At 70.3% G+C, this 21639-nt stretch carries 22 protein-coding genes and 1 riboswitch; of the genes, 18 read left to right on the top strand and 4 right to left on the bottom strand.

Features of this window, described 5'->3' with window-relative positions; all coding sequences use genetic code 11:
- Window positions 1-245: 245 nt before the first annotated feature.
- From K8V84_RS12000 to K8V84_RS11970, 7 genes are all read left to right on the top strand, one after another.
- Entirely contained in the window at window positions 246-1247 is a 1002-nt protein-coding gene (locus K8V84_RS12000) for a phosphatase PAP2 family protein (RefSeq protein WP_304074209.1), read from the top strand.
- Between the two features lie 67 nt (window positions 1248-1314).
- Window positions 1315-1445: riboswitch (FMN riboswitch) on the top strand.
- 116 nt (window positions 1446-1561) lie between these two features.
- Window positions 1562-2200 carry a riboflavin synthase gene (locus K8V84_RS11995; protein WP_304074185.1) on the top strand — a complete coding sequence of 213 codons (639 nt, stop codon included), beginning with the start codon at window positions 1562-1564 and terminating at the stop codon, window positions 2198-2200.
- 66 nt (window positions 2201-2266) lie between these two features.
- Window positions 2267-3571: a bifunctional 3,4-dihydroxy-2-butanone-4-phosphate synthase/GTP cyclohydrolase II gene (locus K8V84_RS11990; protein WP_304074183.1), complete on the top strand. Its 1305-nt coding sequence runs from the start codon at window positions 2267-2269 to the stop codon at window positions 3569-3571.
- A 75-nt stretch (window positions 3572-3646) separates the two neighbouring features.
- Complete coding sequence (ribH, locus tag K8V84_RS11985) at window positions 3647-4120, top strand: 6,7-dimethyl-8-ribityllumazine synthase (RefSeq protein ID WP_304074181.1); 474 nt, start codon at window positions 3647-3649, stop codon at window positions 4118-4120.
- Between the two features lie 94 nt (window positions 4121-4214).
- Window positions 4215-4688, top strand: a complete 474-nt coding sequence (locus tag K8V84_RS11980; RefSeq protein WP_304074179.1) for a PH domain-containing protein — start codon at window positions 4215-4217, stop codon at window positions 4686-4688.
- Between the two features lie 175 nt (window positions 4689-4863).
- On the top strand, window positions 4864-6030 hold the full coding sequence (locus K8V84_RS11975; RefSeq protein WP_304074177.1) for an XdhC family protein: 1167 nt from the start codon (window positions 4864-4866) through the stop codon (window positions 6028-6030).
- 125 nt (window positions 6031-6155) lie between these two features.
- On the top strand, window positions 6156-6776 hold the full coding sequence (locus K8V84_RS11970; protein ID WP_304074176.1) for a nucleotidyltransferase family protein: 621 nt from the start codon (window positions 6156-6158) through the stop codon (window positions 6774-6776).
- 42 nt (window positions 6777-6818) lie between these two features.
- Here the strand turns inward: K8V84_RS11970 and K8V84_RS11965 are convergent, their stop codons facing one another.
- The 4 genes from K8V84_RS11965 to K8V84_RS11950 all read right to left on the bottom strand — a co-directional run bounded on the left by K8V84_RS11965 (window position 6819) and on the right by K8V84_RS11950 (window position 11854).
- Window positions 6819-7742, bottom strand: a complete 924-nt coding sequence (locus K8V84_RS11965; RefSeq protein WP_304074174.1) for an aldose 1-epimerase family protein — start codon at window positions 7740-7742, stop codon at window positions 6819-6821.
- Between the two features lie 83 nt (window positions 7743-7825).
- Window positions 7826-10540 (bottom strand): protein kinase, encoded by a 2715-nt coding sequence (locus K8V84_RS11960; RefSeq protein ID WP_304074172.1) that lies wholly within the window; start codon window positions 10538-10540, stop codon window positions 7826-7828.
- A gap of 218 nt (window positions 10541-10758) precedes the next feature.
- Window positions 10759-11067: a DUF2470 domain-containing protein gene (locus tag K8V84_RS11955; protein WP_304074171.1), complete on the bottom strand. Its 309-nt coding sequence runs from the start codon at window positions 11065-11067 to the stop codon at window positions 10759-10761.
- A gap of 244 nt (window positions 11068-11311) precedes the next feature.
- On the bottom strand, window positions 11312-11854 hold the full coding sequence (locus K8V84_RS11950) for a YceI family protein (RefSeq protein ID WP_304074169.1): 543 nt from the start codon (window positions 11852-11854) through the stop codon (window positions 11312-11314).
- Between the two features lie 158 nt (window positions 11855-12012).
- Here K8V84_RS11950 and K8V84_RS11945 point away from each other — a divergent pair, with 158 nt between their 5' ends.
- From K8V84_RS11945 to K8V84_RS11895, 11 genes are all read left to right on the top strand, one after another.
- Window positions 12013-12489 (top strand): MarR family winged helix-turn-helix transcriptional regulator, encoded by a 477-nt coding sequence (locus K8V84_RS11945; protein WP_304074167.1) that lies wholly within the window; start codon window positions 12013-12015, stop codon window positions 12487-12489.
- Between the two features lie 226 nt (window positions 12490-12715).
- Window positions 12716-13423: an SseB family protein gene (locus K8V84_RS11940; protein ID WP_304074165.1), complete on the top strand. Its 708-nt coding sequence runs from the start codon at window positions 12716-12718 to the stop codon at window positions 13421-13423.
- Window positions 13424-13523: 100 nt separating this feature from the next.
- Window positions 13524-14453, top strand: a complete 930-nt coding sequence (locus K8V84_RS11935; protein WP_304074163.1) for an A24 family peptidase — start codon at window positions 13524-13526, stop codon at window positions 14451-14453.
- A 51-nt stretch (window positions 14454-14504) separates the two neighbouring features.
- Window positions 14505-15686 (top strand): chorismate synthase, encoded by a 1182-nt coding sequence (gene aroC / locus K8V84_RS11930; protein ID WP_304074161.1) that lies wholly within the window; start codon window positions 14505-14507, stop codon window positions 15684-15686.
- Between the two features lie 177 nt (window positions 15687-15863).
- Complete coding sequence (locus K8V84_RS11925; protein ID WP_304074207.1) at window positions 15864-16364, top strand: shikimate kinase; 501 nt, start codon at window positions 15864-15866, stop codon at window positions 16362-16364.
- The gene (aroB, locus tag K8V84_RS11920) at window positions 16361-17461 is read left to right on the top strand and encodes a 3-dehydroquinate synthase (RefSeq protein WP_304074159.1); all 1101 of its coding nucleotides are present in this window, start codon (window positions 16361-16363) and stop codon (window positions 17459-17461) included. Before K8V84_RS11925 ends, aroB begins: the two co-directional genes overlap by 4 nt.
- Window positions 17462-17599: 138 nt before the next feature.
- The gene (gene efp / locus K8V84_RS11915) at window positions 17600-18163 is read left to right on the top strand and encodes an elongation factor P (protein ID WP_304074158.1); all 564 of its coding nucleotides are present in this window, start codon (window positions 17600-17602) and stop codon (window positions 18161-18163) included.
- On the top strand, window positions 18163-18576 hold the full coding sequence (gene nusB, locus K8V84_RS11910; RefSeq protein ID WP_304074156.1) for a transcription antitermination factor NusB: 414 nt from the start codon (window positions 18163-18165) through the stop codon (window positions 18574-18576). Before efp ends, nusB begins: the two co-directional genes overlap by 1 nt.
- A 68-nt stretch (window positions 18577-18644) precedes the next feature.
- Complete coding sequence (locus tag K8V84_RS11905) at window positions 18645-19442, top strand: methyltransferase domain-containing protein (RefSeq protein WP_304074154.1); 798 nt, start codon at window positions 18645-18647, stop codon at window positions 19440-19442.
- Between the two features lie 119 nt (window positions 19443-19561).
- The gene (locus K8V84_RS11900; protein WP_304074152.1) at window positions 19562-20848 is read left to right on the top strand and encodes a DNA polymerase IV; all 1287 of its coding nucleotides are present in this window, start codon (window positions 19562-19564) and stop codon (window positions 20846-20848) included.
- Window positions 20849-21092: 244 nt separating this feature from the next.
- Window positions 21093-21512, top strand: a complete 420-nt coding sequence (locus tag K8V84_RS11895) for a DUF3040 domain-containing protein (protein WP_304074150.1) — start codon at window positions 21093-21095, stop codon at window positions 21510-21512.
- The last annotated feature ends 127 nt before the right edge of the window (window positions 21513-21639 follow it).

The raw sequence follows: 21639 nt of genomic DNA, 5'->3' as shown, positions 1-21639 counted from the left end.
CCGCACCCACCACCCCGGTGCGGCCGCGCCCCGCCTCATTCCCATCCGGGGATCCCGCCCCGAGGACCCGGTCTGGCCATGGAGCCCCGAAGGCGCCTATGCTTCCGGCGGTAGTCGTAGAACTTTCGCTTGGTCGCGACTCCGTCTTCCCCTGCACCACCGCGCGTGACCGGGGGAGCGGCGCGGCGTGAGCGCGTTGCCAGGCGCGGACCCGTGGAGTACGCGTGCAAGCCCAACACCTGGCAATGGACACCCTCTGGGAGGCGGAGAGCGCCGCCATCCGCTGGTTGCAGGGAGCCGGTGATCCTCTCTCGTATCCACTCGCCCTGATCACCCACCTGGGCTCCCAGGGCGTCATCGTCGTACTGATGGCCACCGTCTTTTGGTGCGTGGACGCCCGTCTGGGCGCCCGACTGCTCGTCGCGGTCATCGCCTCGGGCGCCGTCAACGGCCTGTTCAAGTCGGTCTCCTACACACCCCGCCCCTACTGGTTCGATGCCCGGATCACCGGCTACAGCCACCATGGAAGCTTCGGCATGCCGTCCGGGCACAGTCAGGCGGCCATGGTCGCCTGGGGCTACCTGGGGATCAGGGCGGGCCGGCGCGCCCTGATGTGGGCGGCCGCGGTGATCATCCCGCTGGTGGGGTTCTCCCGGATCTACCTGGGCGCCCACTTCTTCAGCGACGTCGTGGTCGGGCTGTCCGTCGGCGCGCTCATCCTGTGGCTGATGCTGCGCTATGAGGACCGAGTGCTCCTCTGGTGGCGTTCGCTGGACACCACGCGTTGGGTCTCCTATCTGCTGCTGATCACCCTGGTGCCGTGCGTACTGGGGGCGATCTGGCAGTTCGGGGTGCGGGGGGACTGGGTCCTGCCGGCCACCGAGTGGATCGGCGCCACCCCCGCGGACCCGCCCGGACGCTCCCTGGCCGGTCTGTACACGGCCTGCGGGGGCCTGCTCGGCGGAGTGCTCGGTCTCACCCTGCTCCACCGATGGGGCCGGTACAGCGCCGAGGGCACCATCACCGCGCGAGTGTCGCGGTTCGCGCTCGGCATCTCCGTGGTCGTGCTCATCGTGGTCCTGGACGAGATCCTCTTCGGCGACCCGACCGGGCCGTCGGGCGCCCTGTTCTCCTTCGTGGTCTACGCCGCCCTGGCGTTCTGGGCCACCTACGGCGCGCCGCGGATGTTCGTCACCAGTGGACTCGCCGCCAAAGCGCAAGAGGCCGAACGCGTCGACCGTGAGTGACACCCCTCACAGCGGCTAGGCGTCCCGAGCGGCCAGGGGTTAGGATCGGGATCGCTGTAGTTATCGAACGCGTGCTCCGGGGTCGGTGAAAGTCCGAACCGGCGGTGATAGTCCGCGACCCGGTCGAGTCCATCGACCGGTTGAACCGGTGGAATTCCGGTACCGACGGTTAAAGTCCGGATGGGAGGCAGTGCGCGTTGGGACGGTCTCGAGCGTCGCCGGCCATCGGCGTACCCACTCGGACCCGGTCTCGTCGTGGACCCGTTTCCACACCCTTTTCCCCGGAGCCTGCCGCAGGCGAAGGGACGTAGGGCGTGTTCACCGGAATCGTGGAAGAACTCGGCGAGATCATCTCCGTCGAACCCGCCGGAAACTCCGGCGAGGCCGTGCTGCTCACAGTGCGCGGTCCCCTGGCGAGCTCCGACGCCGGGCACGGCGACTCCATCGCGGTCAACGGCGTGTGCCTGACCGTCGTCGAGCTCGGTGAGGACACCTTCACCGCCGACGTCATGAAGGAGTCGCTGGACCGGTCGGGCCTGGGGTCCCTCGTCCCCGGGTCACCCGTCAACCTGGAGCGCGCCGCGCGCAGCGACGGCCGCCTGGGCGGGCACATCGTCCAGGGACACGTGGACGGTACCGCGGTCCTGCTCTCCCGAGCCCCGGGCGACAAGTGGGACGTGCTCCGCTTCGCCCTGGCCCCGGAGCTGTCCTCTTACGTGGTGGAGAAGGGCTCCATCACCGTGGACGGCACCAGCCTCACGGTCTCCGCGGTCAGCGAGCCCGGAGCGACCGAGGAGTTCTTCGAGGTCAGCCTCATTCCGGCCACCCTGGAGGCCACCACTCTGGGCGGCCTGGCCGTCGGCGCCGTCGTCAACATCGAGGTCGACGTCATCGCCAAGTACGTGGAGCGCATCACCGCCGTCGCACGTGTCCGTGAGAGCGCCCGCACCTGAGGGCATCCGCGCCCTAGAGCGCCCACCACCCACCACTCACCATCGACGTACCTTCAGGGAGCGGGAATGACCGTCACCGACACCACCCCGTCCGCCGACAACGCCGACTCGGAGGACACCGCGGGCACCGTGGCCCTCGACCCGATCGAGGAGGCCATCACCGAGTTCGCCGCCGGACGCGCGATCGTGGTCGTGGACGACGAGGATCGGGAGAACGAGGGCGACATCATCTTCGCCGCCGAACTCGCCACCCCGGAACTCCTGGCCTTCATGATCCGCCACACCTCCGGCGTGGTGTGCGTGCCCATGGAGGGTGAGGAGCTGGACCGCCTCGACCTGCCGTTGATGACCGCGCGCAACGAGGAGAGCCTGCGCACCGCCTACACGGTCACCGTCGACGCCCGCGAGGGCGTGACCACCGGAATCTCCGCCGCCGACCGCGCGCGTACGATCCGTCTGCTGGCCTCCGCCGAGAGCACCTCCACCGACTTCGTGCGCCCAGGCCACATCCTGCCGCTGCGCGCCCGCCCGGGCGGTGTCCTGGCCCGTCGTGGCCACACCGAGGCCTCCGTCGACTTCGCCCGCCTGGCCGGGCTTCGGCCCGCCGGTGTCCTGGCCGAGGTGGTCAACGACGACGGCACCATGGCCCGCCTGCCGGGACTGCGTCGGTTCGCCGACGAGCACGGCCTGAAGCTGGTGTCCGTGGAGCAGTTGGCCGCTCACCGCACCGCCCTGGGGGAGACCCTCACCGCCGAGCAGGCCGCCCCGGCGCTGGTCACGCGCCAGGTGGAGACCCGCATGCCCAACCGGCACGGTGAGTGGCGGGCGGTCGGCTACAAGGGCACCACCGACGGCGCCGAGCACGTCGCCCTGGTCCACGGCGACCTGACCGACGGCGTCGACGTCCTGGCCCGCCTGCACTCGGAGTGCCTGACCGGGGACGCCTTCGGTTCGCAGCGCTGCGACTGCGGCGCCCAACTGGACGCCGCCATGGCCGAGATCGCCGAGGCGGGCCGCGGGGTCGTGGTCTACCTGGGTGGACACGAGGGACGTGGGATCGGTCTGCTGCACAAGCTGCGCGCCTACAGCCTCCAGGACCAGGGTGTGGACACCGTCGACGCGAACCTGCGGCTGGGGCTGCCCGCCGACGCGCGCGAGTTCGGCGCGGGAGCACAGATCCTCAGCGACCTCGGGGTGTCCTCGGTGCGGTTGCTGAGCAACAACCCGGTCAAGGCCGAGGCGCTGGAACGGTACGGGGTGCGGGTGGGCGAGCGCGTGGCCATGCCCACGTTCGTCACCGACGACAATCTCGCCTACCTGCTGACCAAGCGGGACCGGATGGGTCACGACCTGGCCGGTGTCGCCCGGTAGCGGGACCCACCCCCCGTTCGGGCCCGTCGCCGGGCGGGCCCACAGTATGTTCGTCATCACGTGGAAAGGCCGGTCATGAGCGGTACAGGACGTCCCGAACAAGAGCGGATCGAGGCCGGCGGGCTTTCGGTGGGCATCGTCGCCACCAGGTGGAACGCCCCGATCATCGAACCGATGCTCGCCAACGCCCTGGAGGTCGTCAAGGAGTCCGGAGTCTCCGACCCGGTGGTGATCCACGTGGCCGGGGCGGTGGAGATCCCCGTTGTGGCGCAGGAACTGGCCCGAAAGCACGACGCGGTGATCGCGCTGGGCGCGGTCATCCGTGGGGGTACCCCGCACTTCGACTACGTGTGTCGGTCGGTCACCCACGGATTGACGGAGGTGGCGCTGCGCGAATCCACCCCCGTGGGCAACGGCGTGCTCACATGTGACACCCTGGAACAGGCGCGTGACCGTGCCGGCCTGCCGGGAAGCGCCGAGAACAAGGGCGCAGAGGCTGCGCTGGCCGCCCTGGACACGGCGGTGGCCCTGCGCGGGCTGCGCCGCTGAACCACCCCCTCCTCGTCGGTGCGCGCCGTGGTCGTATCCCAGCAGGACCGTGTGGACACGGATGGAGCAGTCGGTGCGGACGAAGGAACAACCTGTGGACGAGGCGTCGGAGCGGCCCGAGCCGCCGAGGACCTGGCGTCCCCGGGCGGTGCGCTGGGTCGCCTATGGCATGGGCGTGCTGATCGTGGGGACCATGTTGGTGCTCGCGCTGGTCCTGCCCGGCGACTGGCGTCCGCTGGATCGGGCCATGATCGTCGGACTGGGGTTGGCCATCGCCGCGGGGCTGCACATGTTGGGCCGTCCGCGGCTGGTCGCCACCGAGGACAACGTGATCGTCATCAACGGAATCCGTACCCATTACCTGGCGTGGCCCGAGGTGCTGGACATCCGCATGCCGGTGGGGGAACCCTGGCCGTGCGTGGACCTGTCCGACGGCACCTCGCTGCCGGTGATGGGGATCCAGAGCACCGACGGTGACCTGTCCCGGCGCAACCTGGAGGAGTTCCGTTCGATGCTGGGCCGGGGCGAGGCCGCCGAGCCCGAGCGGCCCGAACGGCCCGAGCGGTAGCCGCCGCCGGTCACCGACCGCCGTGGCCGGGCCTCTTCGTAGAAGCAACCGAATCGAGCCCTCGTTTCCTGGAGGAACGGGGGCTCTTCGGTGTTGCGTTGGGCACATAGGTTGGTACCGAGTCCGGCGGATCTCGGGATCGACCCGTCGGGAGGAAGCCTGGAAGAGGTGCCGTGTGCGTGATATCCGAGCGACCGTGTCCGACCTGTACGCCTCAGGTGAGACGTTCGCGATGGCCACGGTGATCGACACCTACAAGAGCGCGCCCCGGGACGCCGGGGCGGCCATGCTGGTGAGCGCCTCCGGTGAGGTGACCGGCAGCGTGTCCGGGGGGTGCGTGGAGGGTGCCGTCTACGAGGAGTCCCTGGAGGCCATCCGTACCGGGGACCCGGCGCGCCGCACCTACGGTGTGAGCGACGACGACGCCTTCAGCGTGGGGCTGACCTGCGGCGGAACCCTGCACATGTTCGTGGAGGCGATCAGTCGGGACACCTACCCCCAGCTGGGCGCCGTGCTGGCCGCCATCGACGAGCATCGTCCGGTGGCGGTGGCCACCATCGTGTCCGACCCCTCTGGAACCGGGAGGGTGGGCCGCCGCCGAGTGGTGTGGCCGGACAGCGCCGAGGGCGACCTGGGCCCGGGTGGGGAGCGCCTGGCCGACGCCTTGGACGACGACGTGCGCGGCATGCTGGCCCAGGGCGGCACCGGACTGCTGCACTACGGAGTGGACGGTCAGCGTCGCGGCGACGAACTGGAGGTGTTCGTCCGGTCGTTCGCCCCGGCCCCGCGCATGCTGGTGTTCGGCGCGATCGACTTCGCGGCGGCCGTCGCCGACCTGGGCACCTACCTGGGCTACCGGGTGACGGTGTGCGACGCCCGGCCGGTGTTCGCCACCGCCAGGCGCTTCCCCACCGCCGAGGAGGTGGTGGTCAAGTGGCCGCACGTGTTCCTGGACGAGATCGCCGAGGAGATCGACCGGCGCACCGCGATCTGCGTCCTGACCCACGACCCCAAGTTCGACGTGCCGGTGCTCAAGCGGGCACTGAGCACCGAGGCCGGGTACATCGGCGCGATGGGATCACGCCGCACCCACGAGGACCGGGCGGACCGACTGCGCGAGGCCGGTGTCCCGGAGGAGGCGTTGGAGCGGCTGCACTCGCCGATCGGCCTGGACCTGGGAGCGCGCACCCCCGAGGAGACCGCGGTGTCCATCGCCGCCGAACTGGTACAGAGCCGGTGGGGCGGCAGCGGGCGCGCGCTGCGCGAGACCACCGGACGCATCCACCGGGACATCCCCGTGTCCCCGCTAATTCCGGCCGGATTCGGTCACCCTCAGAGGTGAACCGAAACGCCTCGGATCGCGAACGCGCAGATCAGCGCGGTGATCGCGACGCGGGGTAGCGAAAATCCTCCACCGGCTCGTGAAGGCGGCCCATGCGCGGCTTCGACGCGTGGCATCATCGCGTCATGGCTACAGGGGAACCGGAGGGCAGAGGGGTCGAACACAGGGGGAACGTCGCGGGGCTGCTGTTGGCGGCCGGTTCGGGAAGCAGACTCGGCCGCCCCAAGGCACTGGTCGAACTGGGTGGCGAACGCCTGGTCGACCGCGGGGTGCGCACCCTGACCGAGGGCGGTTGCGCCTGCGTCATGGTGGTCCTGGGCGCCGCCGACACCACGGTCGACGGCGCCGTGACCGTGCACAACCCCGACTGGTCCACCGGAATGGGTTCGTCGGTACGGACCGGCATAGACGCCCTCCCCGACACCGTCGACGCCGTCCTGGTCGCCCTGGCCGACCAACCCCTGATCACCCCCGAGGCGGTCCGCCGTCTGGTGGAGGCCTTCGAACAGGGTGCGCGCGCGGCCGTGGCCACCTACAACGGCAACCCCCGCAACCCGGTGCTGCTGGGCCGTGAGCACTGGTCCACGGTCTACTCCATGGCCGAACGCGACGTGGGGGCCCGTCCCTTCCTGCGCGCCTACTCGCACGTGGTGACGACGGTGCCGTGCGACGACGTGGCCAGCCCCGAGGACATCGACACCGCCGAGGACCTGGCCCGGCTCAGCGAAGTGCTCGACCGCGCCTGAGCGGCCGGCCAGGAGTTCCGGGCCCGACCGGGCGGATTCGGCTCAGCCCACGCGCGGTTCGGCGAGGATGCCGAAGTCGTTCTCCACGGCCTGTCCCGGGGACAGGACCAACAGGTCGGTTCCGCTGTTGAAGGCGTTGGGCGGGCAGGTCATGGGTTCGGCCGCCAGGTGGGCGCGGTGCGCGTCGCCGCCCAGGGTGTCGGCGCTGAACAGTTGCAGCCATTCGTAGCCGGCGCCCGCCCACAGCGCCACCCGGTGTTCGGGGCCGCCGAGCCGCACCCAGGCGCGCCCGCGCTCGTCCCGACGTAGGTCGGTGAAGGCCGTGTCCAGCACAGTGTCGCCCAGATCGCGGCCGGGTGGGAGCAGGTCGAACCCGCCCGACACCGGAACGGGCGCGCCCACGGGGATGAGGTTCTCGTCGGTGGGCTGGCTGCTCTCCGCGTCGGAGGACACGGTGAGCGCGCCGCGCGCCGACAGCTCGTCCAGGGGCCTGCCCAGGGTGAGATAGGGGTGGAATCCCACACCGTAGGGAGCGTCTGCCTCCCCGGTGTTGACCGCCTTCACGCTCACGGTCAGACCCTCGGCGGAGAGCCGGTAACGGGCGGTCAGCTCCAGTGGGAAGGGATAGCCGGGCGCGCCCTCGAAGGCCAGGCGCAGGGTCACCTCGTCCTCGCTCGCGTCGACCGGGCTCCAGTCCTGGTCGTGTACCAGGCCGTGGATCGCCGAACCGGTCTCGGGGTTGTCGACCTCAAGGCGGTACTCGGTGCCCTGGAAGGCGTACCGGCCCCCGGCGACACGGTTGGGCCAGGGGGCCAACAACTGGCCCTGGAACGCCTGTGGTCCCTCCACCCCGGTGTAGGGCCACACCAGGTCGTGGTCGCGCCAGGTGAGGGCCTGCAAGCCCGCACCGACCCGGTCCACTCGCGCCCGGTAGTCACCCGAGCGCAGTTCGAACACCTCGCCCACCTGTCCGCCTTCCTCGTCGTGGTCCGGCCGGCGCCGAACCCGGTGATCTTAGCGTGACGGGTGCGGACCGGCCGAAACACGGGTCAGCCGAGGAGGCCGTCCAGCGGGATGAGGACACCCGACCCGAGGGCGAGCAGACCGGTGGACATCAGCACGACCAGCATCAGGATCGAACCGCCCACGGCCAGACGGAAGGCGGCCAGTCGGCGACGCGCCTTCACCTTCTCCTTCGCGGAGGTGCGCCCCAGGTACAGCAGGGCCATGGCCAGCAGGACGGGGAACCACCAGGAGGCGCCCATCCCACCGGGCAACAGACCGGTCAGGGCGGCGGCCCCGTCGCTCAGCGGGTTGGCGCTGAAGTCCAACAACCCGGTGTAGGCGTCCACGACCGCGGTGCTCTCGGGGAAGAAACCCTCCTCCGGGCGCAGCGCCCGCCCCAACCCGTCGACGAGTCCGAGCAGGGCGGCCGGGTAGGCGAACCGTCGACAGCGTCCGGCCCGCATGGCCCGCTGGATCTGCCCCATGGTCCGTTCGACCCGGCGGGAGTCGCGTTCTTGCCGACGTGCCCGCCTGCGCTGTTCCTTGGGGGTGACGGCGTCCTGAGGGCGGGTGGGGTCGTGCGCAACGACCGGGTTGTCGGGGCGGGTGGCCGCCTCGGCCCGACGTTGGTTGACCGAGGCCGCCTTCTCCTTGGTGCTGTCCCACTTCTCGCGAGCCGAACCGGCCAGGGAGGCCCAACGGTCCTGGCGGCGGGCGCGGCCGTCGGCACGCTCGCGCTCGGCGACGACCGCGCCGATCCGGTCCGCCTCCGACAACAGGAGCAGGGCGGTGAGCATCGCAGAACGCGAGACCAGCCGGTCGCCGCCGTCACGGAGCGCGGAGCGGCGCAGGTCCGACCACCAGGGAGCGTTCGGCGCGGAGCTGCGCTGCTGCGGGTGCCATGAACGGCGGCGCAGCAGCGACCGGTGCGCGGACGCCGTCTCGGGGACCAGGACCAGCTCGACGGCGCGTGCCCAGGTGGTGTCGATCTCGTGCGCGGCGGGTCGGCGTGGCGAATCGGAGTCCGAACCGACCAGGCCGTCGACGGTCTCGTGGACGCGGCGCATCAGCAGTGGAACCTCGTGTTGGACGCGCTCCAGCAGCGCGCAGCGGCCCGAGCCGCCCGAACGGCAGGTGGGATGCGGGCACCAGTGCTGGGAGCCGAGCCCCACCACACCCGACTCCACGGCCTCGCGCACCACCGAGTGTCGGCTGGCGTCCCCGGTGGCCAGGGACAGCAGTCCGTCGGCGCTGATCTCGTGGCCTCGGAACCTGGGCGGCATGCCGGGTACGTAGCGGGCGGCCAGGGCACTGATGGCCACGTGCGCCAGGTCGGGTCGCTCGTCCAGGCCGGTGAGGTAGGACCGGTCGAAGGTGTAGTCGTTGACCTCGCGGTCCAGCCAGGTGCGCAGTTCCGACCAGTGGCTGCGCAGCCACAGCGCGCCGGTGTCGGAGCGGTCCAGCAGATCGAAGGCCAGGCTGGGCGGATCCTCGTGAGTGGCACCGGCCAAGGAGATCGGGCGCAGCCGGCGTGCCGTGCGAATCGGGGGCCGCTCGCCGGCCAGCCACGCGGCGACCTCGTCGTGTCCCCAACGGGCCGACGGCGCGGGGGCGAGCAGCCCCCTGGCCAGCAGCCTCCAGCGTTCGTCGGTGATCGCCGAGATGTCGACCTCGGTGTTGCGGGCGGTCAGCCAGTTGCCGCCGCGCTCGGGGCGGCGGCCGGTGACCAACTCGTGCACCATCACACCCAGAGACCACCAGGCGGCGGGCGCCTCACGCCGGCCCTCGATGACCTCGGGGGCGGCGTAGTCCTCGGTGATGGCCTGCCCGCCGTAGACACGGCTCATGGTGGCTCGCACGGCGCCGCCGAAGTCGGTGAGGGCGACCACCGGCGGGTCCGGATCGCGCACCAGAAGGTTCTCCGGCTTGACGTCGGTGTGGTTGTGCTGGAGTTCGGCCTGCCAGTGGTGCAGGCAGTCGGCGACGGAGCGCACGACGGCCTCGGCGCGCGCGTCGTCCAAGGGTGCTTCGTTGATGATCTCGCGCAGGGTGCCGTGGGCGAAGTACTCCTGGGCCTCCCACGCCAGGTCCTCGCCCCAGGAGCTGGTGGCGGTGCCGTACCCCTGGATGGCGGGCGTGTGGGGGGAGGCGGTGCCGCGTGCGCGCAGCCGGTCCAGGAGTTCGCGGTTGATGTCGTGGCCGGGCCGGTACACCTTCAGGGCGAGTCGGCGCCCCGGGGAGTCGGTGGGTTCGGCCAGGTAGACGACGGCCTCACCGCCGGCCCCGAGCCGGTCCAGGACCTGGTAGCGGCGGCGCAGTTCGGCGGGCACGGCGTAGTCGAGGTCACCGGCGGGGCCGATGACCACGCGCGAGGCCAGGCGGGCCACCCAGTCCAGCAGGGGGCCGAAGAGCACACGCCACCAAGGGGTGCGGCCGGTGCCACCGGCACCGGTTCGGGATCGGGAATCGATGGGGGCGGGTCGTCGGACCCGGGTGGCGTCGGCCCCGGCGGGGGACGCGGTGGGGGAGTGACCCGCGGCCTCGGGCGACACGACCCGGGTGGGGTCGGCTCCGCCCGGCGAGACCACACGGGTGGGGGCCTCGTCGGGTTCCGGCTCCGGGGGGCGGGTCGCTCCCGGCCGGAACACACGTGTGACCCAGCGGGTGGCCCCCACCGCCGGGTTGACGCGGGTGGTGGGCGGGACGGGGTCGATCCGTCGGGTCGGTGCGTTGTCGTCACCGGGGTCGGGCGTGACCATCGAGGCCGGATCCATCCTTCGAGCGGCGTGGCTGTACGGGCGTCCGGGGGAGGGAACGTCCCTTCCAGACTAGGTCGTACGCGCGCCCGGGCGGAGGGGTGTTCCCACCCCTTGCCGGCGGGGCGTGCACGCCCCTTCCCCCGTTTGCCGATAGGACTCCTCCGGGGCCGTTCCGGTTCCCGATCCGGTCCCGGGAATCACTCGCGAAGGGGCCCGGGTCAGTGCTCACCGCGCGGGGAGAGACCGAGCCTTCGGCAGGACTCCCGGTACATGCGCACGACCTCCCAGCGGATCTGCGCGCGTTCGGTGAGCGGCTCGCCCCAGGGGACGCGCACCGTGCGCTCGGCCCCTTCCACGGTGATCACGTAGTCGCCGCCCTCGGAGTCCAGGTCCACCATGCGGGCCGCGGTGGCGTCGGGTTCTCCCCCCAGGCCACGGCAGATGACGAGGGTGTCCTCGGGATGGTCGTCGTTCATGTGGCGGGTGACGGCGGTGACGACCTCGGCGGAGAAGGGGTTGGAGGGCACGGTCGGGGCTCCTGTCGACGGTGGACACACGAAAAGGACGGAGGAGGGCCGGGTCGTGCCCTCCTCCGTCGACGATATCCGAGGCCTCCCAGGGTTATGACGTAGTGTCGTCAACCCTGGGGCGGTGGCCGCTTCCCCGTGCGGTCACGCCCGGACATCGCTCCCGGGACCGCGGGGGTCTCGGGGGTCCCGGCCGGACGGCGGACGTCTGATGCCGGGCCGGGACGTGCCCCGTCGAAACCGATCAGGCCTCGCGAGTGAACTCGGCGTCGAGCTCGATCGTGATCTTGTCGCCGACGACCACGCCGCCACCGTCCATCGGCATCTCGATGTCCACGCCGAACTTCTTGCGGCTGATGGTGGTGGAGGCGGAGAAACCCGCACGGTCCAGGCCGTAGGGGTCGAGGGTGGAGCCGTTGAACTCCAGGTCCAGCTCGATCGGGTGGGTGTTGTTCTTGATGCTGAGCTCACCCTTGAGGACGAAGTCCTCGCCCTTGGCCTCGATGCCGGTGGAGCGGAACTCGAAGTCCGGGTTCTCGTCGACACCGAAGAAGTCGGCGGAACGGATGTGGGCGTCACGGTCGGTGTTGTCGGTGTTGATCGAGCCCGCGTCGATGGTGGCCTCGACGGACGCCTTGGTGGGGTCCTCCGGCACGGTCAGCGTGGCGTCGAACTTCTCGAAGCGACCGCGGACCTTGCTGACCATCATGTGGCGGACCGAGAACCCGACGATGCTGTGGGCGGTGTCGATCTTCCAGGTGCCGGGCTTGAGTTCCTGAGTGGCCATGGTGCTTCTCCCTGTCTGTGGACGACCCGGTTCGGGGGTCGACGTTCCTGCGATCAAGTGCTTTACTCGGTAGCAAAGTTCTTAGAAGTATCTTCCTTGGAAGTAGTTTAAGGGATCGATCGCGGGTTGGCAAGCCCCCTCCCATAGAATCGGTGAACATGGACAAGACCTGGCTCGACGCCGACGAACAGCGGGTCTGGCGCGGGTTCCTGCGGATGAACTCCTCGATCTACGAAGAGCTCGAACGTGACCTGCGCGACCGCGACGGGCTCACGCTCACCGAGTACGGGATCCTCGCCCACCTGTCGGAGATGCCGGACCGGCGCATGCGCATGCGCGACCTCGCCGACACCGTCATCGTGTCCAAGAGCCGGCTGTCCCACCAGATCGCCCGCCTGGAACGCGACGGACATGTTCGCCGCGAGGCCTGCGCAGACGACCGGCGCGGCCTGTGGGCGGTGCTCACCGAAACGGGCGCCGAGGCCCTGCGCGAGGCCGCTCCCGGGCACGCGGCCCGCGTGCGTTCCCTGGTCTTCGATCGGCTCACCCCCGAACAGGTCGACGGTCTGCGTGAGATCGTCCGTGCCCTCGGAGGGATCCCCGACACCACTCCCGACGGAATCCCGGGTCGATAGCGGGGCCGACGGATGCCCGGTCGCCCTCCCGACCACTTCGGGCCTACTTCGGCGAACCACTGGCCCGCACCGCCCTCTCCTGTGAAGCTGGACCGGGGTCGGCGCGTGAGTCGAAGGGCCGGCCCCGCACGGTGGCCGTCCACGGCCGGAGGAGGGGAGAGGTCACATCGTTCTGTCCGAGAAGCGTTCCCATGGCGGACACGCATCCCAGGTAGAGTCGGAGCCCGTGAGCAGACCATCCATCATCGGCGCCCAGAACTTCCGCGACGACGACGGCAGCGCCGATCCGGTAGTCGAGGCCCGGCTGCGCGACCACGCCGCGGGCAAGATCGGCGACCGCCAAGTCCTGGCCGCGCTCAGTGACTCCCGGGTACTCATTCCGGTCGTGGCCGTGGCCACCGAGACCGAAGAGGGAGTGGGCGGCCTCACCAAGGACAAGAACAGCGAGGTCGCCATCCCCATCATGACCGGCAAGGACGGTCGCCGGGGAGTGCTCGCCTTCACCTCCGTGGACGCGGTCCGGCGCTGGCGACCCGACGCCCGGCCCGTTCCGTTCACCGCCCAGGACGCCTGCCAGGCCACCTTGGAGGAGAACGCCGACGCGCTGGTCCTGGACGTGTCCGGCCCGGTGCCCCACACCGTCCAGGGCCGCTTCCTCACCATGCTCGCCGAACAGGGCACCGTCCCCGAGCCCAAGGACGACCCGCAGGTGCTGGCCCTGATCTACCGGGTGACGCACGCGGAGTTCGGTATCGAACGCGTACGCATCCACTCCTCCGAGCGCGGTGACATCGGCATCCGCCTCGAACTGGACGAACGTGACGACGAGTCGCTGCGCAGGGTCGCCGAACGGCTGTCCACCGAACTCGAACACGTGCTGCCGGGCGGGATCGAGCTCAGCGCCGTGGTGCGCGCCCAACGCGACGAGAAGTAGGCGGCGTGAGCGGGGACGGGCCGTGTCCGTCCCCTCCCGCGTCGTCCACAGGCTCGCCGAGGCACTGTGATCCGGGCGTTCGGGAGGGTAGTTTCCGATCATGTCCACCCCCCTGGCACTGAGCCTCACTCCGACGCTCTTGTCGATCCCCACCGCCCTCTTCCTGGGCCTGGTCGGTCTGCTCGTCGGGCGCGCCACCGGTCGACTGGTGCACCTCTTCGGGCCGGCCCACCCCCATACCGAACCGATCCGTCCCGCACCCGTGGGACCCCCGGGTCAGGACGGTGCCACACCGGGGGCCCTCACCGAAGAGGGCGCGCTGGAAGGGCAGGACACCGGTCCGCCGCCACCGCGCTGTCCGCACTGCCACACCGAACTGTTGTTCGTGCGCGGTCTGCCGGCCGTGGCCGCCCGCGACTTCCGACGCCTCGGACGCTGCCCATGGTGCGAACGGGACGTTGACAGGCACGTCCCGGCCGCCATCGCCACCGCCGTCCTGTTCGCTCTGGTCGGTGCGGTCTTCCCCGACCACCTGCGGGACTGGTCCCTGTTCGGCCTCGCGGCGGTCCTGTGGTTCGCCGCCCTGGGCACCCTGTTGTCCGCCATCGACCTGCGGGTGATGCGCCTGCCGGACGCCGTCGTCGCCCCCGCCTACCCCATGGCCGGGCTGCTGCTGGCCGCCTCCGTGCTGTTGCCGCCCAGCGGCCCGGACCTGCATCGCGGTGCCCAGGCCCTGGTCGGCATGGCGCTCATCACGGTCCTGTACTGGAGTCTGTGGCGGGTCCACCCCCGCGGACTCGGCTTCGGCGACGTCAAACTGTCCGGACTGACCGGTCTCTACAGCGGTTGGGCCGCGGGGCCGGTCGGTGCGCTGGTCGGCGCGTTCTGGGCCTTCGCGGCCTTCGCCGTGGTCGGCCTGGTCCTGTTGCTGCTGCGCAGAGCCGGTCGCTCCGACCCCCTGCCGCTCGGACCGTTCATGATCGCCGCCACCCTCGCCACCGTCGTCGCGGGTCGACCGCTCATCCCCTAACCCGTATCCCGGGTGCCACCTCGGTGCACGATCCGTGGGAGGATCGTGCACATGTTGCGTTGGCTGACCGCGGGGGAGTCCCACGGACCGGCACTCGTCGCGATTTTGGAGGGCCTCCCGGCCGGCGTGTCCGTCACCTCTGACGACATCGCCGCCGCGCTGCTCCGACGCCGCGCCGGGTACGGTCGAGGCGCCCGGATGAAGTTCGAGAAAGACCAGGTCTCCGTCATCGGAGGCATCCGACACGGCCGTACCCAGGGGGGACCGGTCGCCATCGAGGTCGGGAACACCGAGTGGCCCAAGTGGGAGAAGGTGATGTCGCCGGATCCGGTTCCCACCGAGGAACTGGACAGCCTGGCGCGTAACGCCCCGCTGACCCGGCCCCGGCCCGGCCATGCCGACCTCGTGGGCATGCAGAAGTACGGGCACACCGAGTCCCGCCCCATCCTCGAACGGGCCAGCGCCCGCGAGACCGCGGCGCGCGTGGCCATCGGCGAGGTCGCCCGACGGTTCTGCCGTCAGGCGCTGGGCGTGGAGATCATCAGCCACGTCGTGTCCATGGGTCCGGTGGCGGTGCCCGAGGACGCTCCCGAGCCGCGCCCGGAGGACCTTGCCGCGATCGACGCCGACCCGCTGCGCTGCTTCGACGCCGACACCAGCGCCCGCATGGTCGAGGAGGTCGACGACACCAAGAAGTCCGGCGACACCCTCGGCGGCGTGGTCGAGGTGCTCGCCTACGACCTGCCGCCCGGCCTGGGCAGCCACGTGCACTGGGACCGTCGCCTGGACGCGCGCCTGGCCGGCGCCCTCATGGGCATCCAGGCCATCAAGGGTGTCGAGGTCGGCGACGGCTTCCGTACCGCGGCCCGCCGTGGCTCGCTCGCCCACGACGAGATCGAGCCCGGCCCGGACGGTGTGCGTCGTCGCACCAACCGCGCCGGTGGTGTCGAGGGCGGCATGACCACCGGCGACCCGCTGCGGGTGCGCGCCGCGATGAAGCCCATCGCCACCGTGCCCAAGGCACTGGACACCATCGACACCGAGACGGGCGAGCCCACACGGGCCCACCACCAGCGCAGCGACGTCACCGCGGTCCCGGCCGCCGGCGTGGTCGCCGAGGCGATGGTGGCCCTGGTCATCGCGGAGGCGGCCATCGAGAAGTTCGGCGGTGACTCGGTCCCCGAGACCGCCCGCAACCTCCAGAGCTACCTGGACTCGTTGACGATCCGCTAGAGGACCGACCCGGCCCGGCCCTCCCTCGGAGGGCGGGCCGGCCCCTCGACACCGTTCGTACGCGCCCCCGAGGGCTTTCTGCTAGACAGGAAGACGAACGGCAGCGACCTTCCTTCCCGCGCTCGCGGGAAGACGTGACCCCCGATAGGTAGGCAGAGCGTGGCAAGAGCGATCGCGGTGCTCATCGGTTCGCCCGGTTCGGGCAAGTCCACCGTCGGAGAGGCGTTGGCCGGGCGCCTGGACGCGGACTTGTTGTGCACCGACACCGAGATCGAGAAGCGCGCGGGCAAGCCCATCGGCGACATCTTCATCGAGGACGGTGAGGAGCACTTCCGTGCCTTGGAGCGCGAGGTCGTCGCGGAGGGGCTGCGGGCCTGGGAGGGCGTCATCGCGGTCGGTGGCGGCGCCATCCTGGACGAGGACACCCGGAAGGACCTGGCCGAACACCACGTGGTCTACCTGCAGGTCGACTTCGGTGAGGCCGCCAAACGCGTGGGCATGGACGTGGCCCGCCCCCTGCTGTCCGGCAACCCCCGCACGAAGCTGCGCAAGCTCCTCAACGAGCGTCTGCCCATCTACGAGGGCCTGGCCTCGGTGACGGTGCCGACCACGGATCACCACCCCGAGGAGATCGTGGACACCATCGTCTCCTCTTTGCCGGGGAGGGTCGACCAGTGAGTGCGACCCGCATCGGTGTGGGCGACCCCACCGGACGCTACGACGTGCTGGTCGGAGAGGACCTCCTCGGCGAGCTGCCCGGACTGGTGGAGGGCGCCGCGCAGGTCGCCGTCATCCATCCGGAGGGCCTCACCGACATCGCCCAGGGCGTGGTCACCGCGCTGGAGGCCGGTGGATACACCGTCCGTCCGATGCCCGTGCCGGACGGTGAGGCCGCCAAGACCGCCGCCGTCGCCGCCGACCTGTGGTCCAGGCTGGGATCGTTCAACTTCACCCGCAGTGACGCCGTGGTCGGCGTGGGCGGGGGTGCCGCCACCGACCTGGCCGGTTTCGTCGCCGCGAGCTGGCTGCGCGGGGTGCGTTCGGTGTTGGTGCCCACCACGCTGCTGGGCATGGTCGACGCCGCCGTGGGCGGCAAGACCGGCATCAACACCCCCGAGGGCAAGAACCTCGTCGGCGCCTTCCACCCGCCGGCCGGCGTCCTGTGCGACCTCACCACCTTGGAGAGCCTGCCCAAGGCCGACTACATCGGCGGCCTCGCGGAGATCATCAAGGCCGGGTTCATCGACGACCCCGTCATCTGCGAGCTGATCGAGGACGACCCCGAGGGCGCGACCTCTCCCGGTGGCGAGCACACTCGAGAGCTCATCGAGCGCGCCATCCGGTTCAAGGGCGACGTGGTCTCCGGCGACCTCAAGGAGAGCGGGCGTCGGGAGGTCCTCAACTACGGCCACACCCTCGGGCACGCCATCGAACGCGCCGAGAACTACACGTTCCGACACGGCTACGCCGTCGCGATCGGCATGGTCTTCGCCGCCGAACTGGCCCGTCTGGACGGGCGCGTCGACGAGGCGCTGGTCCGACGCCACCGCGACGTCCTGACCTCGGTGGGGCTGCCCACCTCCTACGCGGCCCGGTCCTGGGAGGCGCTGCGCGCCACCATGAGCGTGGACAAGAAGGCCCGTGGCAACACCCTGCGGTTCGTGGTCCTGGACGACCTGGCGACCCCGGCGATCCTCGCCGGCCCCGCCCCCGAGCTGCTCGACGAGGCCTACCGCTTGATCTCGGGCGACACCGGCGCGCCGCGTTGCCACTAGACTGCGAGAGGAAGGCGGGGAGCGTCAGTGGGCCGCCGAGCCCCACGGTGACGGACTCCACGCCTTGTCATACCGATCATCGACCGGGCCGCCAAGTCCGGTCTCCGACGTGTCAAACCCCTTGGAGAGACGACCGAAGTGGCCACGACGAACGACATCAAGAACGGCTCCATCCTGCGACTCGACGGCGGCGTCCTCTGGAACGTCATCGAGTTCCAGCACGTCAAGCCGGGCAAGGGCGGCGCGTTCGTCCGTACCAAGCTGAAGAACGTCCTCACGGGCAAGATCGTCGACAAGACCTTCAACGCCGGTACCAAGGTCGAGTTCGCCAACGTCGACCGCAGCGACATGGAGTACCTGTACCACGACGGTGAGTCCTTCATCTTCATGGACAACCAGACCTTCGACCAGATCCCGGTACCCGAGGCCATCGTCGGTGACGCCAAGGGCTTCCTGCTGGAGAACACCAAGGTCACGGTCGCCACCCACGACGGAAACCCGCTGTACATCGAGATGCCCGCCGCCGTCGAGCTGGAGATCACCCAGACCGACCCGGGCGTTCAGGGCGACCGCTCCACCGGCGGCACCAAGCCCGCCACCGTGCAGACCGGAGCCACCATCCAGGTGCCCCTGTTCGTCACCACGGGCGAGCGGGTCAAGGTCGACACCCGCACCGGTGACTACCTCGGGCGTGTCAACTGATGAGTGGGGCACGGCGTAAGGCACGTCGGCGCGCGGTGGAGGTCCTCTACGAGGCCGAAGTGCGCGGCACGACGGTCGAAGACGTCATCAAGCGTCGCTTGGCCCAGCCCGAGCCGCCGATCAACGAATTCACCGAGCGACTCGCCCGCTCCGTCGACGAACGACGCGGGCGTATCGACGAGCTCCTCGACGAGTACGCCATCGGGTGGACCCTGGAGCGTATGCCGGTGGTCGACCGCAACATCCTGCGGATGGGCGCTTTCGAGCTGCTGTGGGCGGAGGACATCCCCGACGGCGTGGCGATCGCCGAGGCGGTCGGGGTGGCCAAGGAGCTGTCCACCGACGATTCGCCCAACTTCATCAGCGGACTTCTGTCTAGGCTGATGGAGAACAAGTCCACGCTCTCGCTCTGAGGCGCCCTACCGGCGTCGACGCCTGCCGGTGCTTCGGGTGAGGGGCCACGAGCTGAATGAGGGAACAGGTGACTGACAGCAGCGGCACGTCCGCGACCGCCACCGGTGGTTTCGGAGTGAGCGGTTTGACCGGCCCGGCGCGCGCGGCCAACGCCGCACGGACCGCGGTGGTGTGGGACGCGCTGTCCCGGCTGCTGACCCACCTGTCCGAGGACGGTCCCCTGGAGATCGTCGACGCGGGCGGGGGAACCGGGGGAGCAGCCGTTCCGCTCGCCGAACTGGGGCACAGGGTCACCGTCGTCGAACCCAGCCCGGACTCGCTCGCCGCCTTGGAGCGCCGTGCGGCCGAGAGCGGTGTGACGGTGCGCGGGGTCCAGGGGGAGACCCGGGACCTGGCGTCCCTGTTCCCCGCGGGCAGCGCCGACCTGGTGTTGGTGCACAACGTGCTGGAATACGTCGACGAACCGGCCGCCGCGCTGGCCGACGTCGCGGGGATCACCCGGCCCGGTGGTGCGGTGAGCCTGCTGGCGACCAACGCGGTCGCCGGGGCCCTGCACCGTGCCCTGGCCGGGCAGATCAGCGAGGCCCACCACCTGCTGTCGGACGCCGACGGCCGGTGGGGCGATGCCGACCCGATGCCGCGACGCTTCACCCGACAGCAACTGTTGGAACTCATCACCCGAACCGGTCTGACCGGCGAGAGCATCCGCGGCGTACGGGTGTTCGCCGACGTCCTTCCCGGGCACGCCTGGGAGGGGGACGCGCAGGCCGGACAGCACCTGGTGGAGCTGGAGAAGGCCGCCGCGGACCACCCGGAGCTGCTCGGCATCGCCACCCAGCTGCACGTCATCGCGCACCGGGCCTGAGCAGCCCCTCGCGTACACGGAACCGTCGCCCCGCTCGGCCGGATCACACCCGACCGGGCGGGGCGACGAAGTCCCAGGGCCCGGGAGGGTCGGTCCGGGGCAAGACATAACCTGGAGACATGAGCCGACGTCAACTGGAGCGTGGGGCCGCGTTGCGGGGAGTGGTGACCCGTGACGGCATCGTGCCCCTCGACCCGGGTTTCCCCGTGGACGGCTCCGGGCCGGATTCCGACTGCGACATCCTGCACCTGGACATGGACGCGTTCTTCGCCAGCGTCGAACAGTTGCGCCGTCCCCAGGCGCGTGGCCGACCGGTGATCGTGGGCGGTACCGGGCCGCGCAGCGTCGTCGCCTCCGCCGACTACATCGCCCGCCGCCACGGTGTGCACTCGGCCATGCCCATGACCCAGGCGATGCGCCTGTGCCCGGAGGCACTGGTCTTCCCACCCGACGGCAAGGCGTACCGGCAGGTCTCCGAAGCCGTCATGGACATCCTGCGTTCGGTCACGCCGCTCGTGCAGCCGCTGTCATTGGACGAGGCCTTCCTGGACGTCTCCGGTGCCCGTCGACGGCTGGGCGGCCCCGCCCGCATCGCGGCGATGATCCGGGAGCGGGTCCGTCGCGAGCAACGCCTGACCTGTTCGGTGGGGGTCGCGGCCACCCGTTTCGTGGCCAAGCTCGGCTCCACCCACTGCAAGCCCGACGGAATGTTGGTGGTGCCCACCGACACCGTCCACGGTTTCCTGGACCCGTTGCCTGTGGGCGCCCTGCCCGGAGTGGGAGACAAGACCGAACGCGTGCTGAGCCGGTTGGGGCTGCGCACCGTCGGAGCCCTGGCCCGCACCGATCCCGAACTGTTGCGGATGGAGCTGGGGGACAAGGCCGGCACCCGCCTGGCGGAGCTGGCCCGTGGCCGCGACCCAAGCCCGGTGGTGCCGGACACACCGGACAAGAGCCTCGGCGCGGAGGAGACCTTCGCGGAGGACGTCGACGACCCCGAGACGATCGATCGCGAACTGCTGCGCCTGTCCGAGAAGGTGGCGCGCCGGTTGCGCGCCTCGGGCCAGGTGGGGCGCACGGTGAGCCTGAAGCTCCGTCGGGCCGACTTCTCCACCGTCACCCGCTCGCGCACCCTCCCCGAGGCCACCGACGTGGCTCGGGAGATCAGCACGGTGGCGCGTGAACTCCACTCCTCCTCGGGGCTCAAGGGGGTCCCGCTGCGGTTGGTGGGTGTGCGGGTGGAGGGGGTGATCGCCGAGGGACAGAACCACAGACAGCTGGCACTGGGGGAGGAGGACACCGGTTGGCGGGACGTTGAACGGGTTATGGACCGTGTGACAGCACGTTTCGGGCCGGGCGCGATACAGTCGGCAGTGTTGGCCAAACGTGACGAAAACGACGTATGATACGGCAACTTCCGGGGCCCTCTGAGCGTTGTAAGAGTAGAACCGGAGTGCAGGGTAAGAAGAGAGGCATGGAAGCCGGTGTTTCCTCAAGAGGGCGAGGGTATCGTGGCTGTGGTGGGCCAGGTACACACGCAGCTTTTCTTTCCATCAGGCGCTAGCGCCCCGTATTCTGGGCATACCACCGAGCAAGAGACAGTTCATCAGTACCCGTCACCCCAACCGGGGACTGCCGTAGGGAGGCGCCGTGCCGCTCTCTGAACACGAGCAGCGTATGCTCGACCAGATCGAGCGGGCGCTGTATGCCGAGGACCCGAAGTTCGCCAACACCGTTCGGCAGACGAACCCCTCGGTGCATTACAAGCGCTGGATCATCAGGGCCGGGGCCGGTTTCATCACCGGTATCGTGCTGCTGCTCTTGGGACTGCTGCTGAGCAACCCCGACACCTCCATGGTGTTGCCGGTGACCATCAGTGTCCTCGGGTTCGTCTTGATGTTGGCCTCCTTCCTCATGGGGGCCAACGCATGGCGTAAGGCGTCCGGCGGCGGTACCGAGATGGCCGCCGAGGAGCCCACGCCCAAGCGCCGCAAAGGCGATAAGCGGCCCGGGATGATGAACCGGTTCGAGGAACGTTGGCGCCGTCGCCAAGAGGGCGACGACCAGTAGAGGTCCGGTGACCGATCGGCGGGATCCGTTCCGCCGCGGGGTCCGGCTGTTCCACGAACACACGAGGTTTCACGAAGGTGGGGCCCGTGGATGACCGACACCGGTCACCCACGGGCCCCACCTTCGT

The organism is Nocardiopsis listeri, assembly GCF_020741345.1.
GTDB classification, from domain to species: Bacteria; Actinomycetota; Actinomycetes; order Streptosporangiales; family Streptosporangiaceae; genus Nocardiopsis; species Nocardiopsis listeri_A.
This window is presented reverse-complemented; position numbering and strand designations above follow the sequence as displayed.